At 63.2% G+C, this 22589-nt stretch carries 21 protein-coding genes and 1 other RNA gene; 4 read left to right on the top strand and 18 right to left on the bottom strand.

Annotated features, from left to right (window positions below):
* Positions 1-45: 45 nt before the first annotated feature.
* The 14 genes from ssrA to galE all read right to left on the bottom strand — a co-directional run bounded on the left by ssrA (position 46) and on the right by galE (position 11567).
* Positions 46-414, bottom strand: a transfer-messenger RNA (tmRNA) gene (ssrA, locus tag DBZ45_RS21545).
* Positions 415-535: 121 nt separating this feature from the next.
* Positions 536-1006 carry an SsrA-binding protein SmpB gene (gene smpB / locus DBZ45_RS21540; protein ID WP_111905846.1) on the bottom strand — a complete coding sequence of 157 codons (471 nt, stop codon included), beginning with the start codon at positions 1004-1006 and terminating at the stop codon, positions 536-538.
* 127 nt (positions 1007-1133) lie between these two features.
* Entirely contained in the window at positions 1134-2522 is a 1389-nt protein-coding gene (locus DBZ45_RS21535) for a M23 family metallopeptidase (protein WP_111905845.1), read from the bottom strand.
* Positions 2523-2546: 24 nt separating this feature from the next.
* The gene (ftsX, locus tag DBZ45_RS21530; protein ID WP_111905844.1) at positions 2547-3461 is read right to left on the bottom strand and encodes a permease-like cell division protein FtsX; all 915 of its coding nucleotides are present in this window, start codon (positions 3459-3461) and stop codon (positions 2547-2549) included.
* Positions 3458-4282 carry a cell division ATP-binding protein FtsE gene (gene ftsE / locus DBZ45_RS21525; protein ID WP_111905843.1) on the bottom strand — a complete coding sequence of 275 codons (825 nt, stop codon included), beginning with the start codon at positions 4280-4282 and terminating at the stop codon, positions 3458-3460. Before ftsE ends, ftsX begins: the two co-directional genes overlap by 4 nt.
* 174 nt (positions 4283-4456) lie before the next feature.
* A complete protein-coding gene (gene prfB / locus DBZ45_RS21520; protein WP_111905842.1) occupies positions 4457-5572 on the bottom strand; it encodes a peptide chain release factor 2 in 1116 nt (371 codons plus the stop codon).
* A 59-nt stretch (positions 5573-5631) separates the two neighbouring features.
* On the bottom strand, positions 5632-6045 hold the full coding sequence (locus tag DBZ45_RS21515) for a pilus assembly protein TadG-related protein (protein ID WP_111905841.1): 414 nt from the start codon (positions 6043-6045) through the stop codon (positions 5632-5634).
* A 65-nt stretch (positions 6046-6110) separates the two neighbouring features.
* Complete coding sequence (locus DBZ45_RS21510) at positions 6111-6686, bottom strand: hypothetical protein (RefSeq protein WP_440130544.1); 576 nt, start codon at positions 6684-6686, stop codon at positions 6111-6113.
* On the bottom strand, positions 6667-7062 hold the full coding sequence (locus tag DBZ45_RS21505; protein ID WP_111905840.1) for a TadE family protein: 396 nt from the start codon (positions 7060-7062) through the stop codon (positions 6667-6669). Before DBZ45_RS21505 ends, DBZ45_RS21510 begins: the two co-directional genes overlap by 20 nt.
* 3 nt (positions 7063-7065) lie before the next feature.
* On the bottom strand, positions 7066-7308 hold the full coding sequence (locus DBZ45_RS21500) for a hypothetical protein (protein WP_223257213.1): 243 nt from the start codon (positions 7306-7308) through the stop codon (positions 7066-7068).
* Positions 7309-7378: 70 nt separating this feature from the next.
* Positions 7379-8320, bottom strand: a complete 942-nt coding sequence (locus DBZ45_RS21495) for a type II secretion system F family protein (protein WP_111905839.1) — start codon at positions 8318-8320, stop codon at positions 7379-7381.
* Positions 8317-9171, bottom strand: coding sequence for a type II secretion system F family protein (locus tag DBZ45_RS21490; protein ID WP_111905838.1), 855 nt, complete (start codon positions 9169-9171; stop codon positions 8317-8319). Before DBZ45_RS21490 ends, DBZ45_RS21495 begins: the two co-directional genes overlap by 4 nt.
* Positions 9171-10394 (bottom strand): CpaF family protein, encoded by a 1224-nt coding sequence (locus DBZ45_RS21485; protein WP_111905837.1) that lies wholly within the window; start codon positions 10392-10394, stop codon positions 9171-9173. The genes DBZ45_RS21490 and DBZ45_RS21485 overlap by 1 nt, the downstream gene beginning before the upstream one ends.
* Positions 10395-10517: 123 nt before the next feature.
* Entirely contained in the window at positions 10518-11567 is a 1050-nt protein-coding gene (galE, locus tag DBZ45_RS21480; protein ID WP_111905836.1) for a UDP-glucose 4-epimerase GalE, read from the bottom strand.
* A gap of 366 nt (positions 11568-11933) precedes the next feature.
* Between galE and DBZ45_RS21475 the strand changes: the two genes are divergently transcribed.
* The 4 genes from DBZ45_RS21475 to pseI all read left to right on the top strand — a co-directional run bounded on the left by DBZ45_RS21475 (position 11934) and on the right by pseI (position 17929).
* The gene (locus DBZ45_RS21475) at positions 11934-14306 is read left to right on the top strand and encodes an FG-GAP-like repeat-containing protein (protein ID WP_223257212.1); all 2373 of its coding nucleotides are present in this window, start codon (positions 11934-11936) and stop codon (positions 14304-14306) included.
* A gap of 92 nt (positions 14307-14398) precedes the next feature.
* Positions 14399-15430: a hypothetical protein gene (locus tag DBZ45_RS21470; protein WP_111905834.1), complete on the top strand. Its 1032-nt coding sequence runs from the start codon at positions 14399-14401 to the stop codon at positions 15428-15430.
* Complete coding sequence (locus DBZ45_RS21465) at positions 15423-16817, top strand: oligosaccharide flippase family protein (RefSeq protein ID WP_223257211.1); 1395 nt, start codon at positions 15423-15425, stop codon at positions 16815-16817. Before DBZ45_RS21470 ends, DBZ45_RS21465 begins: the two co-directional genes overlap by 8 nt.
* Before the next feature lie 59 nt (positions 16818-16876).
* Positions 16877-17929: a pseudaminic acid synthase gene (gene pseI, locus DBZ45_RS21460; RefSeq protein ID WP_111905832.1), complete on the top strand. Its 1053-nt coding sequence runs from the start codon at positions 16877-16879 to the stop codon at positions 17927-17929.
* Positions 17930-18095: 166 nt separating this feature from the next.
* Here the strand turns inward: pseI and DBZ45_RS21455 are convergent, their stop codons facing one another.
* The 4 genes from DBZ45_RS21455 to pseB form a co-directional block, all read right to left on the bottom strand.
* Positions 18096-19469: a GNAT family N-acetyltransferase gene (locus DBZ45_RS21455; RefSeq protein WP_190243220.1), complete on the bottom strand. Its 1374-nt coding sequence runs from the start codon at positions 19467-19469 to the stop codon at positions 18096-18098.
* Positions 19470-19591: 122 nt separating this feature from the next.
* Positions 19592-20338 (bottom strand): cytidylyltransferase domain-containing protein, encoded by a 747-nt coding sequence (locus tag DBZ45_RS21450; protein WP_111905830.1) that lies wholly within the window; start codon positions 20336-20338, stop codon positions 19592-19594.
* Positions 20335-21462, bottom strand: a complete 1128-nt coding sequence (locus tag DBZ45_RS21445) for a DegT/DnrJ/EryC1/StrS family aminotransferase (protein WP_190243219.1) — start codon at positions 21460-21462, stop codon at positions 20335-20337. Before DBZ45_RS21445 ends, DBZ45_RS21450 begins: the two co-directional genes overlap by 4 nt.
* Positions 21463-21465: 3 nt before the next feature.
* Positions 21466-22452 (bottom strand): UDP-N-acetylglucosamine 4,6-dehydratase (inverting), encoded by a 987-nt coding sequence (pseB, locus tag DBZ45_RS21440; protein ID WP_190243218.1) that lies wholly within the window; start codon positions 22450-22452, stop codon positions 21466-21468.
* Between the last annotated feature and the right edge of the window lie 137 nt (positions 22453-22589).

The following is a 22589-nucleotide window of genomic DNA, read 5'->3' as shown; positions in this document are numbered from 1 at the left end:
ATGCCCGGACCTAGGTCCGGGCATTCCCCGTTGGGTAACGGGATTCAGTGGAGATGGGGGGAATTGAACCCCCGTCCGATGTCGTGTTGTCAGGGCTTCTCCGGGCGCAGTTTGCGTCGGATATTCTCGGCCCCAGCCGTCCTGCAAACAGGCGGCTGATCCGGGCCCAGTCATCTAAAAGTCCCGTTTACTCCGATGACGGGAGCAAACAGCAGTGGCTATCTAAATGACGCCAGGATCCGGGGCGATAGCAACCTCGGGCTGACGGACTGTCTTACTGCTTAGGCAGCAAGAGCGAAGTCAGTGCGCTTAGATTCGGCACTTATTGGTTTGCAGACAGCGTTTACGAGATAATTCTGCATCCTCGGCCCGCTTCACCTGTCGCGACTAACATCGTCGAAACCGATCATCCCCGTATTTTGTTACCAAACCGGCGGAGCGTAGGTTCTGGACCAGATCCCTGCCGGACTATCAATCATAACGCATCACAGCGGCGAATCATTCCTGATGGTTCACCGCGTGTCGTCGCGCCGGCTCAGCGCCGATTGCGTTCCCGCATGACGCGGAGGGCCTCGCGCTTGTCCTGCTGCTCGCGGAGTGTCTGGCGCTTGTCGTAGTCCTTCTTACCGCGCGCGATGCCAATTTCCACCTTGGCGCGGCCATCCACGAAATACAGCTGCAGCGGCACAATGGTGAAGCCCGATTCGCGGACCTTGTGCGAGATCTTAATGAGTTCCTCGCGGTGCAGCAGGAGTTTCCGCCGCCGGCGCGCTGCATGGTTAGTCCAGCTTCCCTGGTTGTATTCAGGGATGTGGATGCCCTCCATCCAGAGTTCGTCGTTGTAGAACGTGCAGAACCCGTCGACCATGGAAGCGTGGCCTTCGCGGAGGGACTTGACCTCCGTCCCCATGAGAGCGATCCCGGCCTCGTAGGTGTCCATGACGTGGTAGTCGTGCCGGGCCTTCCGGTTGGTGGCCACGACTTTTCGGCCACTTTCTTTGGGCACGGTTCAACTCCTCAGTTCTCGGTACTGGCTGTCCCGGCGGCACCGGAACAAAGTCTTACTATTCTACGGCAGGTGCACCGGCGGGCCGGCGCCGTCAGGACGCCGCTGCCGCCTGGTCCTGCCCTGGTCAGAGCAGGCGCATCGGGTCAACAGCTTCACCGTTCAGCCAAGTCTCAAAGTGCGAGTGGCAGCCGGTGGAGTTTCCCGTGGTGCCCGAGTATGCGATGAGCTGGCCCTGGCTGACCTGCTGTCCAGGCGAGACCACCACACTGGTGTTGTGGTAGTAGATCGTGGTCAGCGAGTTGCCCTGGACCACACCGTGCGAGATTTTAACGTTGTTCCCGCCGCCGTCGTCCGCCCAGCCGGCTGAGAAAACTTCGCCGGCCGCCGCCGCGTACACCGGCGTGCCGCAAGCGGCACCGAAGTCTATGCCCGTGTGCATGTAGCCACCGGCACCATAGAAATCGATGGTGCCGGGCGGCGTCGCCCGCCATCCGAAACCGGAGGTGATCGGTACGCTGCCGGGGAACGGGTGGCGGAGGCCAAAGGCCGACGGCGGTCCGGTCACCGGTGGCACGTAAGGCGGGGGTTGCTCCCCCTTGGCCTTCGCCGCCGCGGCGGCAGCGGCGGCGATCCGCCGCTGTTCGGCGAGCCACGCCTCCCGCAGCCTGCGGTCACGCTCTTTGATTTCGGCAGCGACGGCGTCCTGGCGTGCCTTGACGCCAGCCAGCTTCTTCTGGATTCCGGGCCTGGCTGCCTCGAGTTCGTTGTTCAGGCGGGTGGTGTCGGCGATGAGCTTGTCCACCTTGGCCTTCTTGGCGGCGGCCTCGTCGCGGGCGGCCTTCTCTTTGGCCAGCGCCGCATCGGCCTTGGCCTTGAGGTCCTTGATCTCGGCTTCGACCGCCTGCAGGCGTGCTTGCGAGTTAACGTTGGTGGCGTTCTGCTGCGTGAGCTTGTCCATTGCGGAGTTCTGGCTGCGCAATGCCTGGTCGGCCATGTCCATCGTGTCAGTGAGGCTGCCTGTGTTGTTGGAACCGAAGAACAGGGTGAGGTCAGACGGCACGCCGCCGGACTTGTACGCCTGCGTCGCGATCTGGCCGATCAGCTTCTTCGTGCTGGCGATCTTCTGCTTGTCTGCATCCAACTGCTGGGTGATTTTGGCCTTGTTCTGCTGGGCCAGATCCACCCTGGCAGCGAGGGCCTCCACTTCCTTGACGGCACTCGCCACCCGGCCCTGTGCCTCGAGCAGCGCCTGCTGCGCGGCCGGAAGCTGGCCCCGGTAGATCACCAGGTCGCCGACAGCTTTGGAAATCTTTGCGTCGACGAATTCGAGCGACTGCTGGACCCGGGCAGCTTCTGCTTTGAGGGCGGCCTGCTGGTCTTCAAGGTCGCCTGCGAACGCGGTTGGAGCCGACGCTCCCAGGCTCGCGGCCAGCACCAGTGCCACGGCGGCACTAAGAACCCTGCGCTGGCGCCCGCCCGGGCTTCGTCGCACGGGCCTGCCGGACCTGGTCATGGGCATTCCTTCGATGAGCATGGCCTACACCCTCAAGTATCGGCGCAGCGTGAGCAGAGATGAAGTACCCGCCAGAACAACACCCAGCCCGACGAGCGCCGGGGCGAGGAGCAGCGTCTGCGCCGGCGAAATGAACGCCGTATCGGGGTACTGCTTGGACAGGTATTCGCCCAGGAAGAAGTGGGCCACGGCCCACAGCGTTCCGGAGGCCAGGGCTGCTCCGATTACCGCGGCGATCACCCCTTCAAGGATGAAGGGCAGCTGGATCACTGTCTTCGAGGCGCCCACGAGCCGCATGATGCCGGTCTCCCGACGCCGGCTGAACGCCGAAAGCCGGATCGTAGTGGCGATGAGCAGGATGGCGCACACCGTCATTACACCGGCGATGATCACTGCCACGAGGGACGCCGCGTTCATCACGGAGAAGAGCCGCTCCAGGACCTGCCGCTGGTCGATGACAGTTTCAACACCCGGCTGCGAGGAGAACGTCTCGCTGATGATCTGGTATTTCTCCGGGTCCTTCATGTTGATTCGGAACGAGGCGGGAAGCTGGTCCGGCGTGACCGAATCCACGATCGGAGAGTTCGAGAACTGCTCCTTAAAGTGCTTGTAGGCGTCGTCCCTGGATTCGAACTGGAAATCGTTGACGTACTGGGCCACCGCTGGCGATTCCAGCAGGGTCCGCACGTTGTCCTGCTGTTCCGCCGTCACCGGTCCCGAGGCGCAACCGGCCGCCGTCGACCCTTCCCCGCACAGGAAGATGGCCACCTGGACCTTGTCGTACCAGTAGCCCTTCATCTGGTTGATCTGGAGCTGGAGCATGCCGGCGGCGCCCACGAAGGTCAGCGACACAAAGGTCACCAGGATCACGGAGACGACCATCGAAAGGTTGCGGCGCAGTCCGCCGCCGATCTCGCCAAGGATGAACTGGAGCCTCACAGCCGGCCCTCCCCCGCCTGCTCGCGCGCCGCCTGCTCGCGTGCTGCCTGTTGGCCCGCAGCCTGGCCGCCGGAGTGCGCGGCCTCATCGCGTCCGCTGGCATCCTTGAGCCTTCGGGACTGGCCGACCACAGGCAGCATCGACGTGTAGAGGGCACGGGCCTCGTCGCGGATGACTTTGCCGTTCTTGAGCTCCACGACGCGCTTGCGCATCTCGTTCACGATGTCGTCGTCGTGGGTGGCCATGACCACTGTGGTGCCGTTCTGGTTGATCTTGTCCAGGACGCCCATGATGCCCATGGACGTGGTGGGGTCCAGGTTGCCGGTGGGCTCGTCGGCCAGCAGGATGCCGGGGCGGTTGACTACGGCGCGGGCAATGGCCACGCGCTGCTGCTCACCGCCGGAGAGCTCGTGCGGCATGCGTTTCTCTTTGCCCTCCAGGCCTACGGTCTTGAGCACCTCGGGGACGGTGTCGCGGATGACGCTGCGGCTCTTGCCGATGACCTGCATGGCGAAGGCGACGTTTGCGAAGACGTTCTTCTGCGGCAGCAGGCGGAAGTCCTGGAACACCACGCCGATTCCGCGGCGCAGGCGGGGCACGCGCCAGCTGGAGATGTTGGCGACGTTCTGGCCGGCGACGTGGACCATCCCGGAGGTGGCGCGGTCTTCTTTGAGGACCAGGCGCAGGAACGTGGACTTGCCGGATCCCGACGCGCCGACGAGGAAGGCGAATTCACCACGGTCAATTTCAAGGCTGACAGAATCCAGGGCGGGCCTGGCTTTCTGGTCATAGACCTTGGTGACATTTTCGAAACGGATCATGACCCTAAAACCCTGCAGGACACGGCTTTATGGGCATAGTCTGCAACCGGCGCGGGGGCTTTCTCTAGGGGGAAGAAGAGCTCCGGCCTCTCGACTATACGCACGGGCCACCGCGCTCAGGCGGGAGTCAGAGGGCGTGTCGCGGGATTGGGTCCCTTGCCCGGGCGGGTGCGCCTAGCGTTCGGCGTTGCGGTTGTCAGTGCGCCAGCGGATCCCGGCTTCGATGAAGTCGTCAATGGCGCCGTCCAGCACTGCGGTAGTGTTTCCCACTTCGTGCTCGGTCCGGAGGTCCTTGACCATCTGGTAGGGGTTCAGGACGTAGGAACGCATCTGGTCACCCCAGGATGCCTTGACGTCGCCCGCGAATGCCTTCTTCTCCGCGTCCTCCTGCTCCTTCTTGAGCAGCAGGAGCCTCGACTGGAGCACCCTCAGCGCGGCTGCGCGGTTCTGCAGTTGCGACTTCTCGTTCTGCATGGACACCACGGTCCCGGTGGGGATGTGGGTCAGGCGCACGGCGGAGTCGGTCGTGTTGACCGACTGGCCGCCGGGGCCGGAAGAGCGGAAGACGTCCACGCGGATCTCGTTGTCCGGGATGTCGATGGAGTCTGTCTGTTCGATGAGGGGAATGACCTCCACGGCAGCGAAGGACGTCTGCCGGCGGCCCTGGTTGTCGAACGGGCTGATCCTGACCAGGCGGTGTGTTCCCGCTTCGACGCTCAGCGTGCCGAACGCGTACGGCGCGTTGACCTCGAAGGTGGCGGACTTGAGGCCCGCCTCCTCCGCGTAGGAGGTGTCCATGACGGTGGTGGGGTAGCCGTGGCGCTCTGCCCACCGGAGATACATGCGCAGCAGCATCTCGGCGAAGTCCGCGGCATCCACGCCGCCGGCACCGGAGCGGATAGTAACCACGGCTTCCCGCTCGTCGTACTCGCCGGAGAGCAGGGTGACGACCTCGAGGTCCTTCAGCGACTTGCGGATGGACTCAAGCTCCGTCTCAGCCTCCCCCATGGAGTCGGCGTCGTCCTCGTCCTGGCCGAGTTCCACCAGCACCTCAAGGTCGTCGATGCGGGAAACCAGCGTGTTCAGCCGCTCCAGCTCGGATTGGCGGTGCGACAGCCGCGAGGTAATAACCTGGGCGGCCGCGGGGTCATCCCACAGGTCCGGCTCGCCGGCCCGCTCGCTCAGTTCTGCGATCTCTTCCTTGAGCGCCTCGACATCGGTGACCTTTTCGATGGAGGTATAGGTGCCGCGCAGCGCGCGGATTTCTGCAGCAAAATCAATTTGAGCCATGGTTGTTTAAGCGTACGCTATCCACCCTCACCGGCCTGACGGGGAACCGGCCGCTTGGGCTACCGGGTCAGCCGGGAGCGTGCGGTGGACGTGGCGGCAATGGTTATGCCATCCGGGATGAGGAAATTGACCACCGGCGGGTGCACGGTGGCGCTGAGGACCACGACGGAGGTGGAACCGTCCGGCGTCCCTGTTCCCGCCGCGGCGGCCAGTGCGTCGACGCGTCCGAAGGCGCCGCTGCGGCTGAGATAATCGGCGGCGACGTTCCGGACCCTGTCACCGTTCAGAAGTGCCGACGGAGTGCCGCTGGTCGTTTCCACCTGGCCAAGCGTGTAGGAGTCGGCGGCCGCCACGGAGGCGCCGTCCGCGAGCGACAGGAGTTTCTTGTGCTCGATGTAGAGGCTGGACGCCGCCATGATTACGGTGCTGACCAACAGGGCCAGCATGACGAACCCGATGATGAGGACTGTCATTTGCCCGCCCTCATCGCGGCTGGTTCGCGCAGGCCCGGCGGAGGTACGGTTGGCTGCAGGAGGCGTCAACGGAACCTGCCCACAACCTGGGTGGCCGAAGCGCTGAGCTGGCCGGCGTTGAGGCGCAGCGCCTCTCCGAAGGGGGCGAGCGGAAGCGGCACGGTGAGGCGGACGGTGACGGTGACCGCCGAGCCCGCCGCGGTGCAGTCGCCGCCGGAGTCGCAGTGGATCTCGACGCTGGCGTTCCCGGCGGGATGGCCATAGTCAGCAAGGGCCACCATGGTGGCCTGCTCAGCGGCCGCCCGGCCCGACGCTGCATCTGATTGGGCCACGAAGACTTTGGCGGCCTGGTCCGCTGCGCCCACCACGGCGAACGAGCCGCCCTGAAGCTGGCCAACAGTGATGATGAAGTACACCACGGGAACCATGAGGAGCAGTCCGAGGAACGTGAACTCCACGACCGCACTCCCCCGTTGCCCGACGTCGTCCCCTGCGTTCCCGGGGTCAGCGGCGCCTTGGGCGCCGAGGCTGCCGTGAGCGCCGGGTGTAGCGCCAGGGCCGGCACACAGAGCCTCCCGAAACCTGTCCGCACATTGCTTGGTGACGTGGCGCCGCCTGCGGTCAGCCGGTGATCGCGGCATGCCCGGCGACCTCCAGCCCTCCGCGCGGACCGATGAGACCGATGACGGGCAGCGGGGCCTTAACGGTCACCTCCAGTGTCCGCAGCCCTTGGAACACGACTTCACGTGTTTCAATGTCGCGGGCAAAGTCGGCATTGAGCGCCGTGGCGATGAGCTCGCCGGTGCGGTGCCGGGCGTCCTCCGCGGTGCGGTCGGCCAAGGTCCCGTGCCGGGCGCCGGACGCCGCAGCATCGATAAGTGTGTTCCGGACGTGCAGGACGAGCGCGAGCTGAATGATGGAGACAAAAAACATCGTCAGGAGGGCGCCCACAAGCACAAAGTCGACAACGGCAGCACCCCGCTCGCGTCCGGAAGTGGCCGCACCGGTTTCGTTCACGGGCTACTTTCCAACCGTGTCCATTGCCTGGTTGAACATGGCTTCCAAGGCCGGGCCGGCCACGGCCAGCAGCGCGGCAACAAGGACCGCGGACATCAGGGTGATCATGACCCAGCCGGGCACATCCCCGCGTTCAGGATGGTCCGCGAAGGTCTTCCGGAACCGGGGGGCCGCGGTCAAGGAGCGGCCGATCAGCGCCGCCACTGCGGCGACAAGTGCAAGTCCGTGCCTGGCCATGAATGTCATGTGCTTCCCTTTTCTCGGAGTTACTTGTTTGTTGAATATGGCTACTGCGACGGTTGCCGGAGCAGCGGCGTCAAAAATTCAGGCTGAGTGCCGCTATTCCGGGGAATACGGCAAACACCACTGTCAGGGGCAGCACACCGAAGACAAGCGGCACCATCATCGCGATCTCCTTCTTGCCGGCGGACTCCATCAGCTCACGCTTGGCCGTGTCGCGGACGTCCTGGGCCTGGGCCCTGAGGACTTCGGCCAGTGGTGTGCCGCGTTCCACCGCCACGACGATGCCGTCAACAAAGCGAATGAGCGGCCCCAGATCGGTGCGTGCAGAAAACTCCTGAAGCGCTTCCACCAGGGGCTTGCCCGCACGGGTTTCGGCCAGGATGCTGCTGAATTCCTTGGAGAGCTCGCCCCGGGCGGTCCTGCACACGCGGTCGAGGGCACCGGTGGCACTCTCCCCGGCGCCCACAGCAAGCGCAATCATTTCCGCCAGGCTGGGGAATTCTGCCACCATCCGCTCCTCCCGCCGTTTGATCTGCACCCCGAGCCAGTAATCCCTGAAGAGGAATCCGCCGATCGCGCTACCGACGGAGACCGCTACGGCCAGGACAGGGCTGAATCTCCCGGAGAGCGCGGCCAGCACTATCACGCTGACAGCCGCAATGAATGCGCAAAGCCCCCAGAAGAGCTGCTGGGCCCGGAAGTCCAAGGGCGACTTGTCGATGCGCGCCTGCGCAAGTCTTCGGCTGAGGGCGGCGGAGCCAAGGTTGAACCTGGCCAGTTTGGCTGTGGCTTCCCTGATCAGCGGACGGAGTATGCGTTCGAGGGGACCAAAAGGAGTGAGAACGCGTTCCTCCGCCCGAAGGAGCCTCGATTCGAGGTTTTGGGATCGCAGCTGCGGTTCGATTCGTTCCACGAAACTGATGGACCGCATGAATGGGAGCCTGACAAGGAGGAGCCACAGACCGGCACCCAGGAATGCACCGCAGACAATCGCAGCCGCTGGAACGGTGGTCACCGCAGCACCCTCTCTTCCTCTGGAAGGGCTCCTATCTTCAGCATGACTGAATAGCACACCAGCGAGACAACCAGGCCTCCCAACAGCACGGCCGCCCCGATGGGGGTGTTGTATGCAGCCACAGCCTCCGGACGGCTGACCAGCAGCAGCATGACGATCCACGGCGCCGCGACGGCCAGCCGCGCAGCGTTGATTGTCCACGACTGCCGCGCTTCAAGCTCGCTCCGGGTCCGTGCACTTTCGCGCAGGAACTCGGCGAGGGTCCCGAGCAGCTTGCCGAGATCGGAGCCGCCCACCTCCCGGGTCAGCCGAAGTGCCTCGATGATGCGGTCAGCTACGGGGTCCGCCAGCCGCTCCTTGAGCCTGTTCAGCGACGCGTCGAACTGGCCGCCCGAGCGGTAGTCCGAGCCGAAGTCGCGAAATACGTGCCGGAGCTCCTCCGGCCCCTTTTCGCCCAGCTGTATCAGTGCTTCGGGCAGTGACAACCCGGCCCGGATGGCTGACCGCAGATGGTCCACGACGTCGGGCCACGCTCTCCGCAGGACGGAGCTTCGTCTTTTGACCCGCCATTTCACCACCGCCACCGGAAGCCAGGCGCCGAACAGGCCGAAGCAAACAGAGACGGGCAAGGACCTGCTCACAGCGAAGAAGGCCAGCGTCCCGAAGGCGCCAAGTCCCAGGCAGCTGCCGATGAGACCGGCGCCGGTGACCTTTTCAATTCCGGCAGACAACAGCAGGTCATGGAGACGGCTTGCCCGCGGTTCACGCTTGGGACGCGCGGGCTCGTCCCAGGCCGACCACCAGATGAGGAACAGACCGGCTCCTACCAGGACCCCCAGCAGCGCAGCCATCAGCGCGGGTCCAAGAGTGCCGCGACCTCATAACCGGCCTTGGCGAATTTCTCCTCCGCCGGCATTGTGTTGGCCGTCGGTTCCAGCAGGCCGCCGATCGTCGTGAAAATCATTGAGGACTCGATGATGCCGTTCTCGACCCGCCTGCCCAGGGAGAGAATTTCCGTCACCTGCCTCCGCCCGTTTGCAAGGCGGCTGCAGTGAACCACCAGGTCGATGCACGAGGCTACGGTGGGTACCACAAACGCGCTGGAAATGTTGTCCCCGGCGAGCAGCGGCAAGGTGCACATCTTGGTTACGGCGTCGTGTGCTGAATTGGCATGGACGGTGCACATCCCCGGCAGCCCGCTGTTGAGGGCGATCAGCATGTCGAGGCTCTCGGCTTCGCGGACCTCGCCCACCACCAGGCGGTCAGGGCGCATGCGGAGGGCTTCCTTGACCAGCCTGCGGAGCGGTATCTCGCCTTCGCCTTCGAGGTTCGGCTGCCGGCATTGCAGCCCGACCACATCGCGCAGCGGAAACTGCAGTTCGAAGATCTCCTCGACCGTAATGACTCGCTCGCGGCTGCCGATGCTGGCCGCCAGGCAGTTCAGCAGCGTGGTCTTCCCCGCCTGCGTCGCACCCGAGACCAGGATGTTGAGTCCGCTCGCGACAGCGGCACCCAGGAAGCGCCCGGACTGAGGGGTCAGTGTGCCCAGTTCCACGAGATGATCTAGCCTGGTCGCCTTCACAACAAACTTGCGGATGTTGACCGCCCAGTGGCGTCTGGTGACGTCCGGGATGACCACATGCAGGCGCGATCCGTCAGGCAGTGCCGCGTCCACGAAGGGTGATGAGATGTCCAGCCGCCGGCCCGAGCTCTTCAGCATTCGCTCAACGAGGTCCCGCACCTGCTGGTCCGTCAGGGTCAGGGATGTGAGTTCGGATTCGCCGTTCCGGGCGACATAGATTTCAGTGGGCGCGTTGATCCAGATTTCCTCGATGCCCGGATCGTCCAGAAACGGTTGGAGGGCACCGAACCCGGCCACCGCGTCAAAGACAAACCGGCGTGCTGACTCCAGCGGCCCCAACGGCGGGAGCGGCCCCATGAGGGCACGCTCGTCATAGTCGGTCACGGCCGCTTCCACGAGCCGCCTGACCTCGGCCGTCTGGTGCAACGGATCGAGACCGCGCCGACGGATCAGCTCCCGGACTTCATCCTCGACAATGCGAACTGCATCCATGAATTCCCCCGAACGACTGCCGCCCCCAGCGGAGGCAGTACATCTGGGTTAAAGCTAAAGGATGCTATCCCGTGAGCCAAGCACAAACTCAGGCATGTGGATAACTGAGCTGCGATGCCGTGGTTAGGACGTAGCGGCTGCCGCCGGTTCAGTCGCTTCTGCTCCGGCGTAGCCGTACGGATTGGCACTCTGCCAGCGCCAGTGGTCGGCGCACATCTGCGCCAGGTCACGGTGGGCGGACCAGCCCAGGTCTGCCAATGCGGCGGAGGCATCTGCGTAGCTGACGGCCGCGTCCCCCGGCCGCCGGGGTGCGAACTCATAAGGGACCGGATGCCCTGCAGCAGCACCGAATGCGTCGATGACCTCCAGAACGGACGAACCCCTGCCGGTCCCAAGGTTCCAGCGGAACGAGCCGGTCTTGGTCTGCAGGTAGTTCAGCGCTGCCAAGTGGCCGGCTGCGAGGTCCATGACATGGATGTAGTCCCGTACCCCTGTCCCGTCCGGCGTGGGGTAATCGTTGCCGAACACCATGACTTTCTCGCGCCGTCCAACCGCAACCTGCGCAACGAAGGGCAAAAGGTTGTTGGGGATGCCGTGGGGGTCTTCGCCGATGCGCCCCGATTCGTGCGCACCTACGGGGTTGAAGTAGCGCAGAAGTGCGATGCTCCACCGCGGGTCGGCGTCGCTCAGGTCGGACAGGATGTCCTCGATCTGCTCTTTCGTCCGGCCGTAGGGATTTGTCGCGTCCAGCGGAGACTTTTCAATCAGGGGAACGTGCTCCGAGGCGCCGTAAACGGTGGCTGACGAGCTGAAGACCAGCCTCCGGACGCCTGCCTTGTCCATGCTCTCGAGGAGGTTGAGCGTGCCCACAACGTTGTTCTTGTAGTACCAGAGCGGCTTCGCCACGGACTCGCCGACGGCCTTCAGGCCGGCGAAGTGGATCACGGCGTCGAACCCGCCCTCCGCGAAGACCTGGTCAACAGCTTCAGCGTCAAGGAGGTCGACCTCGCGGAACTCCACCTTCTTGCCGGCGAGCTCCTCAACGCGGCGAACTGCCTCAATGTTCGAGTTCATGAGGTTGTCGAGCACGACAACCTCATGTGCGTCTTCGAGCAGGCAGAGAGCTGTGTGTGATCCGATGTACCCGGCGCCGCCGGTGACCAAAACCTTCATGGCCTCCAGTCTAGAGCTGCAGGGATTGGCGCTGAAATCCCTGCACGAGCTGCCGTAGCAAAAGCCCACGCTTCGGGTCCCATAAACCACATTGGAACCAAGTCCATCATTAGCATCAGCAGTAACAAGAGTGGTAGGGTAGGCCGCGCCAAGGACTACCCCTTGGGGGCTGGGCTGAGCGGGGCGACCCAACCGCGTCCGCCCGGCCGCGCCTACTGGCCTGTTGGGGGCCACCGGCCCGGACTGCGGAGCGGATATATGACACAGACCATAACTGCATGGCGAAGGACTGCTCGACCGTTCAGCGCTAGCCTTTTCGCCCTCGTGGTTCTTGCGGGTTTTGGGGCGCCGGTTCCGGCTTCAGCCGTGGAATCAACGCCGACTGCCACGGCAGGCGAAACAAGCGCCCCCGTGGAGCCTGCCCCGGGCACCGAGCTCGATTCCGAAGCAGCGAAGGCCGCGATGCAGGCAGCGGCAGGCGCAGACGGCGCCCAGATGGGCCAGGGCAATCCACTTGCCGTGCGGTCGCGCCGCGATGCTGTAACAGAAGCTACGTGGGTCCCGTCCTTTGGCGTCAAGGGCCAAGATGTCAGCAGCCACCAAGGCGCCGTGAACTGGCAACAGCAATGGAACATGGGCTCGCGCTTTGCATATGTGAAAGCCACCGAAGGCAATTACTTCATCAGCGGCAGCTTCTCATCCCAGTACCAGGGTGCCCGCAACGTAGGCATGCTTCGCGGCGCCTATCACTTCGCAATCCCCAACGCCTCCTCTGGTGCTGACCAGGCCCGCTTTTTCGTGGCAAACGGCGGCGGCTGGGCGGGTGACGGTTACACGATGCCCCCAGTGCTGGACTTCGAATTCAATCCCTATGCGGGCCAGACCATCAACGGCTTCTACCACGGAGACACCTGCTACGACAAAACGCCCCAACAGTTGGTTGCGTGGGTCCGGGACTTCGGCAACACCATGCGGTCGTTGACCGGACGGCTCCCCGTCATCTACACGAACACAAATTGGTGGAAGCAGTGCACCAATGATGCCCCTGGCTTCGGTGACTACCCCCTATGGGTTGCCTCCTATCCGGATGCCCCTACCAACAGTCCTGGAGCCATCCCTTCCAGCTGGGGTAATTACAGCATCTGGCAGTTCAGCCCCAGCGGCCCCTTTGCCGGCGATTCAAATGTCTGGAATGGCAGCTACGAGAACTTGAAGCGCTTCGCCTCCGGGCAGCAGTTCGCCAGTCACATTTCCCTCACCCCCCAGGACATGAACCGTGACGGCCGGCCTGACCTGGTCACCAGGAGCAGTAGCGGAGCGCTCGTTCTACAGCTCGGCCTTGCGGACGGAAGCTTCGGCAGCGCAAGACAAATTGGTTCTGGCTGGGATATATACAGCCGCGTCTTTGCCAGCCCGGATTTTGACGGCGACGGTGCCGCAGACATCCTAGCGCGGTCGGGCGACGGCACGCTTTGGTTTTATAGCAATGACGGCACGGGCGGGGTACGACCACGAATCCAAATCGGCAGCGCCTGGAACACCTTCGACTCTCTGGATGGAGTTGGCGACTTTGACGGCGATGGCCTGAATGACCTGGCTGCTGTCTCCTCAGACGGCGTATTGTGGCTCTACCGAGGCAGCGGTACTCACGGGTTCCTGCCCCGGCGCGCCATTGGTACCGGCTGGGGCGTCTTCAACTCCGTCAGCGCCGCCGGGGACTACAACTCAGATGGAAACCCAGACCTCCTCGCACGGACCTACAGCGGGGATCTTTACCTCTATCCCGGCACCGGCGACGGCCGATTCCTGGCCCGCCGCCTCCTGGGCACCGGATGGGGCGGTGCAGCGGAAGTCCGCAGCGGGCAGGATCTGAATGGCGATGGCCCCGTTGACGTGCTGCGCAGGGATTCGGGCGGGCAGCTCCGCAACTACGTGGGCAATGGGTCCACTGGGTACCTAAACAAGGTAAAGGCAGGTGCCGGCTGGGGGACGTTCTCCACGGTCTTGGAGGCCGGGGACCTCGACGGTGACGGGCACCTCGATGTTCTTGCCGCGGACAGGAGCGGAATCCTCTACCTCTACCGCGGTAACGGTCATGGAGGCTGGTTGCCTCGGAAGCAGATCGGAGCCGGCTGGAATATCTTCAGCTCAATCGTGAGCACCGGCGACTTCAACGGCGACCAAAAGCCCGACCTCATCACCCGCATGCAGGATGGCACGCTCTACCTCTATCCCACTGACGGACTAGGGAACTTCAAACCGCGCAAGGTGATCGGACACGGCTGGAATACCTTTAACTCCCTCCTGTCGCCGGGCGACTGGACAGGAGACGGCCGAGCCGACGTAATTGCCCGGGATGGCAGCGGACAGCTTTGGCTATATCCGGGTAACGGCACCGGCGGATTCCAGCCACGCAAAGTCATCGGCTCCGGCTGGAACATCTTCAACTCCGTTGTGAGCGCAGAGGACCTGACCAGCGACGGCAAGCAGGACATTTTGGCTAGATCATCGTCAGGTGAACTATGGTTGTACCCAGGGAACGGGAACGCAGGATTCCAGACTCGGCGCCGGGTAGGCGCCGGTTGGGATGTATTCTCGTCTATTTCCGGGGTTGGCGCTTTCGCCGAAGCCGGGCAACCCAACATCTTGGCAAGGCACAAAGATGGCAGCATGTGGCTGTACGGTGTCGCGTCGAACGGCGAATTCAGCAATGTGCTCCTGAATGCCGGCACAAGCTAGCCTTGATGACAGCGATGCGTGCCTGAGTGCCGTAGCTGGCGCTACGTTTCAGCGCCGACTGCCGCGTAGATCTTAAGGAGACCCGTCCGGTAATGGACATTCAGAACCACTTCTATGGCCATTCCGCCGTGCTTGCAGGCTATGCAGGGCTGCAGCGCCCCCGTCACATGGCCGGGCTCTTGCAGCATGGATGGACACCCGTAACGCCGATCCGGACGCACTTCGCCGACCTCGCCGACTCAGCGCCCCTGGGAAACCTGTTCACATGGACCCACGCTTCCCGCGGATGGAGCGAAGAGGAATCCCTGCGTGAAACGGGTTTCGCCAGCACCCCCATTGGGTCGCCCGCTCTGTATCTTGCCGAAATGGCCAGGAACAGCGGGGCGGCGATAGAACGCTCCATCGACGCGGTCGTGTTTCCTTTCCATGGGACCCGACTCCTCGACGTCGAAGGCGATCACCAGGGGTACGCCAGGGAGGTGTTCGAGCGCGAGGGCTCGGCGTTGGTCTGCATGCACGTGGACGATCTGCAGAAGCCCGAAATTGTCGAAGCGTGGCGAAAGGCCGGCCACAGCATCACAACTGCCGGCGAACGACGCGACCCTGCGTTCCTTGCCCGGGTCATGTGGCTGCTGATGAGCTCCAAGAAGGTGGTTTCAAACCGGCTCGCCACCGCCCTGATATATGGCGCTGCAGTAGAAACCCCGGTCAGCTTGTATGGCCCGCACTTCCAGATAGCCGGCGTCCAGGAGACATCGTCTGAGGAGTACCTGAGAAGCCTTTGGCCCGAGTTCTACGAGGAAAGCATCTCGGTTCCTGTCCTGCAGAAGATCGCGTACGCAGAGCTGGGCCAGGAGTACATGAAGTCGCCCTCCGACCTGCGCAGCGTTTTGGGTTGGGATTCACCCGGGCTTCGGCCCTTTGCCGATTACTGGATCGGCGCCCCGTGGACAAAGGCGAAGTCGATTCTGGGCCTGAAGCAACGCAAAGTCGGACCCGTAGTCAACGAGGCGAAGCTGTCCCCCCTCCACTTCCTGAAGGATCCATTCGAACACCTGCCGGACAGACTCCCCCGTTCGGTGTCCACAAGATTGGTCGCTCCCGATTTCATCAACGTTGGCTAAATCCTCACGAGCCCGCCCGTCCCATGCCAGGCAGTCCCTTTACTATCTTCTGGGAGCTGCCCTGCAAGGAATGGGTGCATTGCTGGTGCAGCCGTTTTCCATCAGAATTCTTGACGCCACACAGTGGGGCCGGGTGGGCCTCTCGGCCGTACTCCTGCAGGTCGGCCAGGTTGTCTTGTCCGCCGGCTTGCCCCTTGCCATCACGCGGGCTTATTTTGGGCCTTCAGAGGGACCCACCCACGCCCGGGCGATCAACGGCGCCAATATCATCCTCAGTCTGACACTTTCAGTCCTGGCAGCCGTCGGCTACTTCGTTTTGGAGCCAGACCGGGACATTGCAATCACGATCTCGTGCGCCATCCTGGCAACCGGGCTGCTGAGCTCCGTCGTCAGTACGCAGGCGATTCTCCGCAGCCAGGGCCGGGCCTTGGCATTTGTCTTGCTCAGCGGCGGCGCCTCGTTGCTATCCCACTTGGCCGGATTGCTCGCCATCAGCTATATTTCGCCGGATTCCGCGACCTACATGGCTGCCTTCGTCGTCGGAATGCTGGCCACAGCAATAGCGGGCATGGCACTCGCACCGCCGCTCTGGCCTTCCAAGGCAAAGAAAGCTGTCCGGTCAGCCTTTCGCCTTGGGCTGCCGGTCCTGCCCCACAGCTTCGCGATCATGTTGCTGATGCAGGGGGACACCTTCCTGGTGCAGCATTTCCAGGATTCAGAATCCGCCGGTCGCTACGTGGCGGCCGCCGCGTTCGCCTTGGGACCTTTTGCCATCCTCTCCGGGCTCAACAACGTCTGGACGGCCCGCATCCTCGAAGCGTCACATGGTGAACATCTTGGGCAGACAGTCAGAAAAGTAGGGAACCAAACCGCCTTGGTGGGTGGGGCGATCGCCATCGGCGCATCGGCTGCTGCGACACTGGGCATGCTGGTCCTCAAAGGCGAAGACCACCAGGTCACGCAGTTAGCCAAGGTCTTGCCCGGCGCAGCCTGTGGTTACGCCCTCTATTTGGTGGCGATGTCCGTCATGTTTGCCCGGCAGAAGACCAGCGCCTTCACCTGGGTGACTCCCCTCCTCCTCGTTGCAGGAACCGTCGTTGCCGTTATCCCGGCGCAGGGTGAGCAGTACTGGCTGCTGGGGGCAGTCAAGGCGGCCACCTTCGCGGGCCTGGGCATGGCCTACTGCATTCTGGCCGCACGAATGCTTCCAGGATTCATTCCCATCCGGTCGTTCGCCGCGGCCGCCATGGCCTCCACCGTGGTCATTGCCGCAAACTTCCTGCTCCCAACCACGGTGTCGGCCGGGATAGTCAGCGCAGTGCTGGCCGCCGCAGCCGCCGCAGCAGGTTTTTTTGTCCTCCGCAAGCGGGGTCTAGCATCATGGTAGGCCCTCCTTCCACCCGCACCAGCAGCGTCAAACAAGCGCCTAAGCGAGATAGGTAAGTAATGCAAGCATCCTACGAAGTGTCCGGCCACAGGATTGGCAACTCCGAACGGCCGTTCATCATTGCCGAAATGTCGGGCAACCATAACGGTGACCTGCAGCGCGCTCTTGACATCGTCGATATGGTCGCCGAGTCTGGCGCCCAGGCCGTCAAGCTGCAAAGCTACACCGCGGACACTATCACCATCGATTCCAACAAGCCCCAGTTCAACATCAGCTCCGACCACCCGCTTTGGGGTGGCAAGAACCTGTACCAGCTTTACACGGAGGCTCACACTCCATGGGAGTGGCATGCCCCGATTTTCGAACGCGCGCGTTCCCGGGGGCTGATCCCGTTCTCCAGTCCGTTTGATGCATCTGCCGTGGAACTGCTGGAATCCCTCGATGCTCCGCTTTACAAGATCGCTTCCCTCGAAATTGGCGACTTGCCGCTCCTCCGGCTGGTTGCCCGGACCGGAAAGCCCATCATTCTGTCCAACGGCGCGGCTTCGATGACGGACATCGATACCGCTGTTCAGACCATCCGGGCGGAGGGGAACGACCAGATCGTGGTCCTTGCCTGCACGTCCTCATACCCAGCGGCAGCGTCAGAGTCGAACTTGCGCACCATCCCTGTGCTTCGGGACGCCTTCGGTGTCCAGGTGGGGCTCTCAGACCACACGATGGGCATCGGTGCGGCGATTGCTGCAGTTGCACTCGGCGCTACGGTTATCGAGAAGCACGTCACGCTGAGCCGTGCGGATGGGGGCGTCGACTCCGACTTCTCCCTCGAACCGGACGAGCTTGCCGCACTGGTTCAGGAGAGCCAGACGGCGTGGGAGGCCCTCGGATCGCCGGTCATCCGGCAGACTGCCAGCGAATCCGAGAGTCAGCGACTTCGGCGTTCACTGTACGTAGTCAAACCCGTGCGGGCGGGGGAACTCGCATCGCCGGAGAACGTTCGTTCCATCCGGCCCGCCGGAGGCCTTGAACCCGCCATGTACGAAACAGTCCTTGGGCGTCCCTTCCGCCAAGACTGCGAAGCCGGCACGCCCCTTACCTGGGACGTCGTTTAGCATAGGCGACTGCAGGCCGCCTCCGCAGTTTGGCTGCGGCCAGTAGACAGAAGACCCCTGGTTGGCATGCACCGACCAGGGGTCATTTCTTCATCATGAATCGCCAATACGCTTCAAAAGAAGCAATCGGCCCTGCTTCGTAGAAACCTATGTGGTTCTCCGCAGGTCACCGGCCGGGAAGTGTGCCGCCTCGCCTCACGAGGTGGTACCAGCTTTCCTCGCCGGAACCGTCGAGGTTCCCTTCATAACCTGCGTTGCGGAACAGCTTGTAGGACGCGATGTTGGAGTCAAGCATCGAGGCGTGCAGCACAGCTTCGGGACGGCGTTCCAGGAAATAGCGCTCTGCCTCCGAAAGAATCTGGGCGGCCCGTCCTCGCCCCCGCATGGTCGGAGCAACCGTGATGGAGACTTCCCAATGCCCGTCCTCGAGAACATGGAACCTCACGGTGCCCGCAGGCCGACCGTCGCACTGCACGATGAGTAGACACACTCCGGGATCCTTGACGACGCGAGACACCCAAGCCAGGTGTGTGTCCCAGGCCAGTTCATCCTTTTCCCGCGAAACCTGGCGTACAGTCGGGTCGTTCCGCCAATCAAAGAGCTGCCCCGCGTCATGGATCTCAGCGGGCCTGACCGAGATTCCATCCGACTCGGCCGCCATCTGCTCCCAGTACCGCACGATCGCGTCTGCTCCCCCGCCGTCTACCACGCTCCGCGCCTGGACTCCCAGACGGAGACGTCGCACATCGTCTTGGAGCAGGCCCCGAAGCGCCGCGACTGCTGATGGCTCGTCCAGCTGCCCCATGCTCGCGTTCCCAAGGCCAAGGGCCATTCCGTTACCTGTTGCGAACGCATAATTATCGGCCTGGTTCTCAACCAGTTGCACCAAGGCCATGGGTACGCCCAGCGTCGCCAGCTCCCAGGTTGTAGTGCCGGCTCCGCTGATCACGAGATCCATCGAGGGGAAGTGGTGGGGAACCTGCAGGGAGGGCTGGATCACTTCAAGCGACTGGCCAGCGGTCAGTTCGACGGAAAACCCCCGCCGGCCACCCGGGTCCACGACGAAGCAGCGCGATGGTACCCGAGTCTGGGCCCAGAGCTCCACGCACCGGGCTGTCATATCGCGTGCGTCCGTGCCGCCCATCACGATCATGACGTCCCTGCCCGCCGACAGCCCCCGGCTGACGGTCTTGGCGCCGTCAAGCTCCCGGATCGAACGGCGGATCGGTATTGCCCCTGCGCCCCGGAACAGCCTGTAGGAGCCGTCCCCCGGCCGGTAGGCAAGTTCAGCGCCAGGTGAGGGATCTATCACAAGATCCGCCGGGCGCCTTCCGAAGCTTCCATCCTCCATCGATGACAGGAGTACCCCCACCGTGCGCAGCTCCGCAACCAAGTCGCCCTGGTCCGCGTACGTATCTATGTGAACGAGGTCGGCCCCCACGTCACAGGCCAGCCGCGCTACCGCTTCGGGTCCGTCTGGCATCGGGTGGATGGCCGAGCAAAGATCCTCGATCAGGGCTCGGCCAACAGGGCTTTCCACATCACCACTGAATTGAACGCTGTGGCCGGCAGCCAGGGCAGCTTCCGCCAGTGCCATGGTTCGAATGACGTGGCCGAGGCCCTGCGCCTTCGTCGAATCACATCTGAGCAGTACCCGCAAAATCAGCCCTCGCTCAGTGCCTTCTGCTCGATGTGCGCGTTGATGGCCACGATGTCGGGTCGCTCATCCAGGATGCCCACGACATCCCGCCAGCGCGGCGGAACCTGCGGCAGAAGCGGCGCGAGCTCCTCCAACAGTGCAGCGTCCTCAGCGGTGTCGAGCGTAACCCTGTACTGCGCCGTCGTCGGACGAAACGTGAGGGCCGCACAGCTGAAGCCGGACCCCTCTTCGTACAAGGCACTCGTGACATGGGCACGGTGATAGGACTCAGTCCGCTTATCCGCTGCGGTGAGCGCCGCAACCGTGGCAAGCTCCACATCCAGGCCCCTGGGCAGGGAGCGGTACTGGGTGGTGGAGACGTAGTCGATGCTGGGATCGCACCGCCACAACGACACGACCTGGGAAATCACCATGGGGTCCAGCAAGGGGCAATCAGCTGTCAGACGAACGACGGCATCTGCACCCGAGAGCTCGGCAGCAAGAAGGAACCTGCTAAGAACATCCTCCTCGCTCCCCCGCACCACCTCGATACCGTGGTCCGCCCCGAAGCTCGCGATAGCGTCATCTCCGGCGTCCACGGACGTAGCGATGACAACCTGATCAATCCCCTGGGCAGCCTTGGCAGCCCGGACAACCCACTCAAGCACAGCCGCGCCTGCCAGGTTGCGCAGCACCTTGCCCGGCAGCCGGGTGGACCCCACCCGCGCCTGAATGACCGCAACAACACGCGGCGACGTCAGTTCCGTCATGAGCCGACTACAGCCAGAACGTTTTCGATCACGCGCTCAACTTCTGGATCGGTAAGGCCAGGGTACAGCGGCAGCGAAATCTCTTGGCGATAGTACTGCTCGGCCTCAGGGCACATGCCGCGCTTGTAGCCCAGATCCTCAAACACCGGATGCCAGTAAGCGGGAATGTAGTTAACCTGCACACCGATACCGCGGCTACGAAGCTCTTCAAAAATGGCCCGACGGCGGTCGGCCTCCACCCGCAGAGGATAGAGGTGCCATGCGGGTACCGCTCCATCCACCGTTCCCGGAATGGTGAGGTTGTCATTGTCCGAAAATGCCGCGTTGTACGCGTCATGGATCTGCTGCCGACGCTCACGGAACGACTGGAGCCTGGCGATCTGGTTGATGCCCAGGGCGCACAGCACGTCGGGAAGCCTGTAGTTGAGGCCAAACTCATGCACTTCCTGGTGCCAGGGACCCTCGTCGGGGAAACGAAGGGACTCCTGCTCCCGGACCAGCCCCTGGCCCTTGAACAGCCGGGCCTTGGTGGCCAGGTCGTCATGAGGGGTAACTACCGCACCGCCTTCCGCCGTGGTCATGTTCTTCGTCGGGAAAAACGAAAACGTCGTAAGGTCAGCAACCTTACCCACAGGGTTTCCGTCCAGCAGCGATCCCACGGAATGGGCGGCATCCTCGACGAAGAGTGCCCCCGAGGAGTGGGCGAGGTCATTGAACGCCGCAGCATCCACCGGCAGTCCCGCGTAGTCAACGGCCGTGATGGCCCGTGTCTTGGAAGTCACCGCTGCGCGGGCAGCATCCAGGGAAAGATTGCCGGTGGAAGGATCGACGTCGGCGAAGATGATCTTCGCGCCGGCAATGGCGGCAGTTGCAGCCGTGGCCACAAAGGTCAGGGGCGTGGTCACGATCTCGTCCCCAGGCCGAACGCCCGCCGCCACATACGCGACGTGCAGCGCGGCCGTGCCCGAAGTGACGCTGACGGCGTTAGCACCGCCGGCCACAGCCGAAATCGCAGCTTCAAACTCGGCCACCTTCGGTCCTGTGGTGAGCCAGTCGCTCCGAAGGGCTTCAGCTACCGCCTGCACGTCCGACTCGTCGATGGACTGACGACCATAGGGAAGCACGCTTTACAGACCTTCCGCGACAAACATTTCCCGGAGCTCTTCGATGCTCAGGAACTTTTCGTTTCCATCCGACTGGTAGCTCCAGCCGTCCTTGACGGGCTCGGCATCGGCAGGAGTCTCATAGCCCCAGCCACCGAGGTGGGGCATGACGACGTAACGGTTGCCGACTGACACCGTGCGGCGGGAATCATCAGCAGCGATCATCTCTTCGTGCAGCTTCTCACCGGGGCGGATGCCGATCTCGTGGGTCGTCGCGTTATCGTCCACGGCCTTGGCGAGATCCGTGATGCGAACTGACGGGATCTTCGGAACGTAGAGCTCGCCGCCCTGCATAATCTCGAAAGAGTCCAGCACGAACTTCACGGCCTGGTCCAGCGTGATCCAGAAACGGGTCATGCGGTCATCGGTAACGGGAAGCGACTTGCCCTCGGCTGCCATCCGCTTCCAGATCGGAACGATCGAGCCCCGGGAGCCCATGACGTTGCCGTAGCGGACAACGCAGAAACGGGTGTCGTAGGCGGCGGCGTAATGATTGCCGGAAATAAACAGTCGGTCGGCGCAGAGCTTGGTGGCACCGTAGAGGTTCACCGGGCTGGAGGCCTTGTCCGTAGAAAGGGCAACGACCTTCTTCACGCCTGCATCGATGGCTGCGTCGATGACGTTCTGCGAGCCCTGAACATTGGTCTGAACGTACTCGAACGGGTTGTACTCAGCGGTATCTACCTGCTTGAGCGCGGCGGCGTGGATGACGTAGTCCACTTTGTGGAATGCACGGTCCAGACGCTGGCGGTCGCGGATGTCCCCAATGAACCAGCGCAGTCGCGGGTCGTTGTTGAACATCGCGCGGCACTCGTGCTGCTTCAGCTCATCACGGCTAATGATCACAAGACGGCGGACGTCATGGTTGTCCAGAATTTCCTTGATGAGAGCCTTGCCAAGAGAGCCTGTACCTCCGGTGATGAGCACCGAAGAACCAGTCAGTAGGGACATTTTTATAACCGCCTTGGGGTAAATTCCATAAACATATAAGGCCAGCCCCGGGCTACGACCGGCCCGGGACACACTTTCATCAGCCTACCAGTACCGAAACGCAGGGCTGCATTGCCGCCGGTAGCCGCAGTCCCGGA

The organism is Arthrobacter globiformis (assembly GCF_003261175.1).
Classification (GTDB): Bacteria; Actinomycetota; Actinomycetes; order Actinomycetales; family Micrococcaceae; genus Arthrobacter; species Arthrobacter globiformis_A.
Note: the sequence above shows the minus strand (reverse complement) of the source record. Positions and strands in the feature narration are given on the sequence as shown.

What these genes read in the sequence shown, in the direction of transcription:
- DBZ45_RS21510 (WP_440130544.1), bottom strand. Translation starts at nt 6,686, where the DNA reads ATGCCGCGATCACCGGCTGACCGCAGGCGGCGCCACGTCACCAAGCAA.
- DBZ45_RS21470 (WP_111905834.1), top strand. Translation starts at nt 14,399, where the DNA reads ATGGACATTCAGAACCACTTCTATGGCCATTCCGCCGTGCTTGCAGGC.
- DBZ45_RS21500 (WP_223257213.1), bottom strand. Translation starts at nt 7,308, where the DNA reads ATGACATTCATGGCCAGGCACGGACTTGCACTTGTCGCCGCAGTGGCG.
- DBZ45_RS21535 (WP_111905845.1), bottom strand. Translation starts at nt 2,522, where the DNA reads ATGACCAGGTCCGGCAGGCCCGTGCGACGAAGCCCGGGCGGGCGCCAG.
- ftsE (WP_111905843.1), bottom strand. Translation starts at nt 4,282, where the DNA reads ATGATCCGTTTCGAAAATGTCACCAAGGTCTATGACCAGAAAGCCAGG.
- DBZ45_RS21485 (WP_111905837.1), bottom strand. Translation starts at nt 10,394, where the DNA reads ATGGATGCAGTTCGCATTGTCGAGGATGAAGTCCGGGAGCTGATCCGT.
- DBZ45_RS21450 (WP_111905830.1), bottom strand. Translation starts at nt 20,338, where the DNA reads ATGACGGAACTGACGTCGCCGCGTGTTGTTGCGGTCATTCAGGCGCGG.
- DBZ45_RS21515 (WP_111905841.1), bottom strand. Translation starts at nt 6,045, where the DNA reads ATGACAGTCCTCATCATCGGGTTCGTCATGCTGGCCCTGTTGGTCAGC.
- prfB (WP_111905842.1), bottom strand. Translation starts at nt 5,572, where the DNA reads ATGGCTCAAATTGATTTTGCTGCAGAAATCCGCGCGCTGCGCGGCACC.
- galE (WP_111905836.1), bottom strand. Translation starts at nt 11,567, where the DNA reads ATGAAGGTTTTGGTCACCGGCGGCGCCGGGTACATCGGATCACACACA.
- pseB (WP_190243218.1), bottom strand. Translation starts at nt 22,452, where the DNA reads ATGTCCCTACTGACTGGTTCTTCGGTGCTCATCACCGGAGGTACAGGC.
- pseI (WP_111905832.1), top strand. Translation starts at nt 16,877, where the DNA reads ATGCAAGCATCCTACGAAGTGTCCGGCCACAGGATTGGCAACTCCGAA.
- DBZ45_RS21490 (WP_111905838.1), bottom strand. Translation starts at nt 9,171, where the DNA reads ATGGCTGCGCTGCTGGGGGTCCTGGTAGGAGCCGGTCTGTTCCTCATC.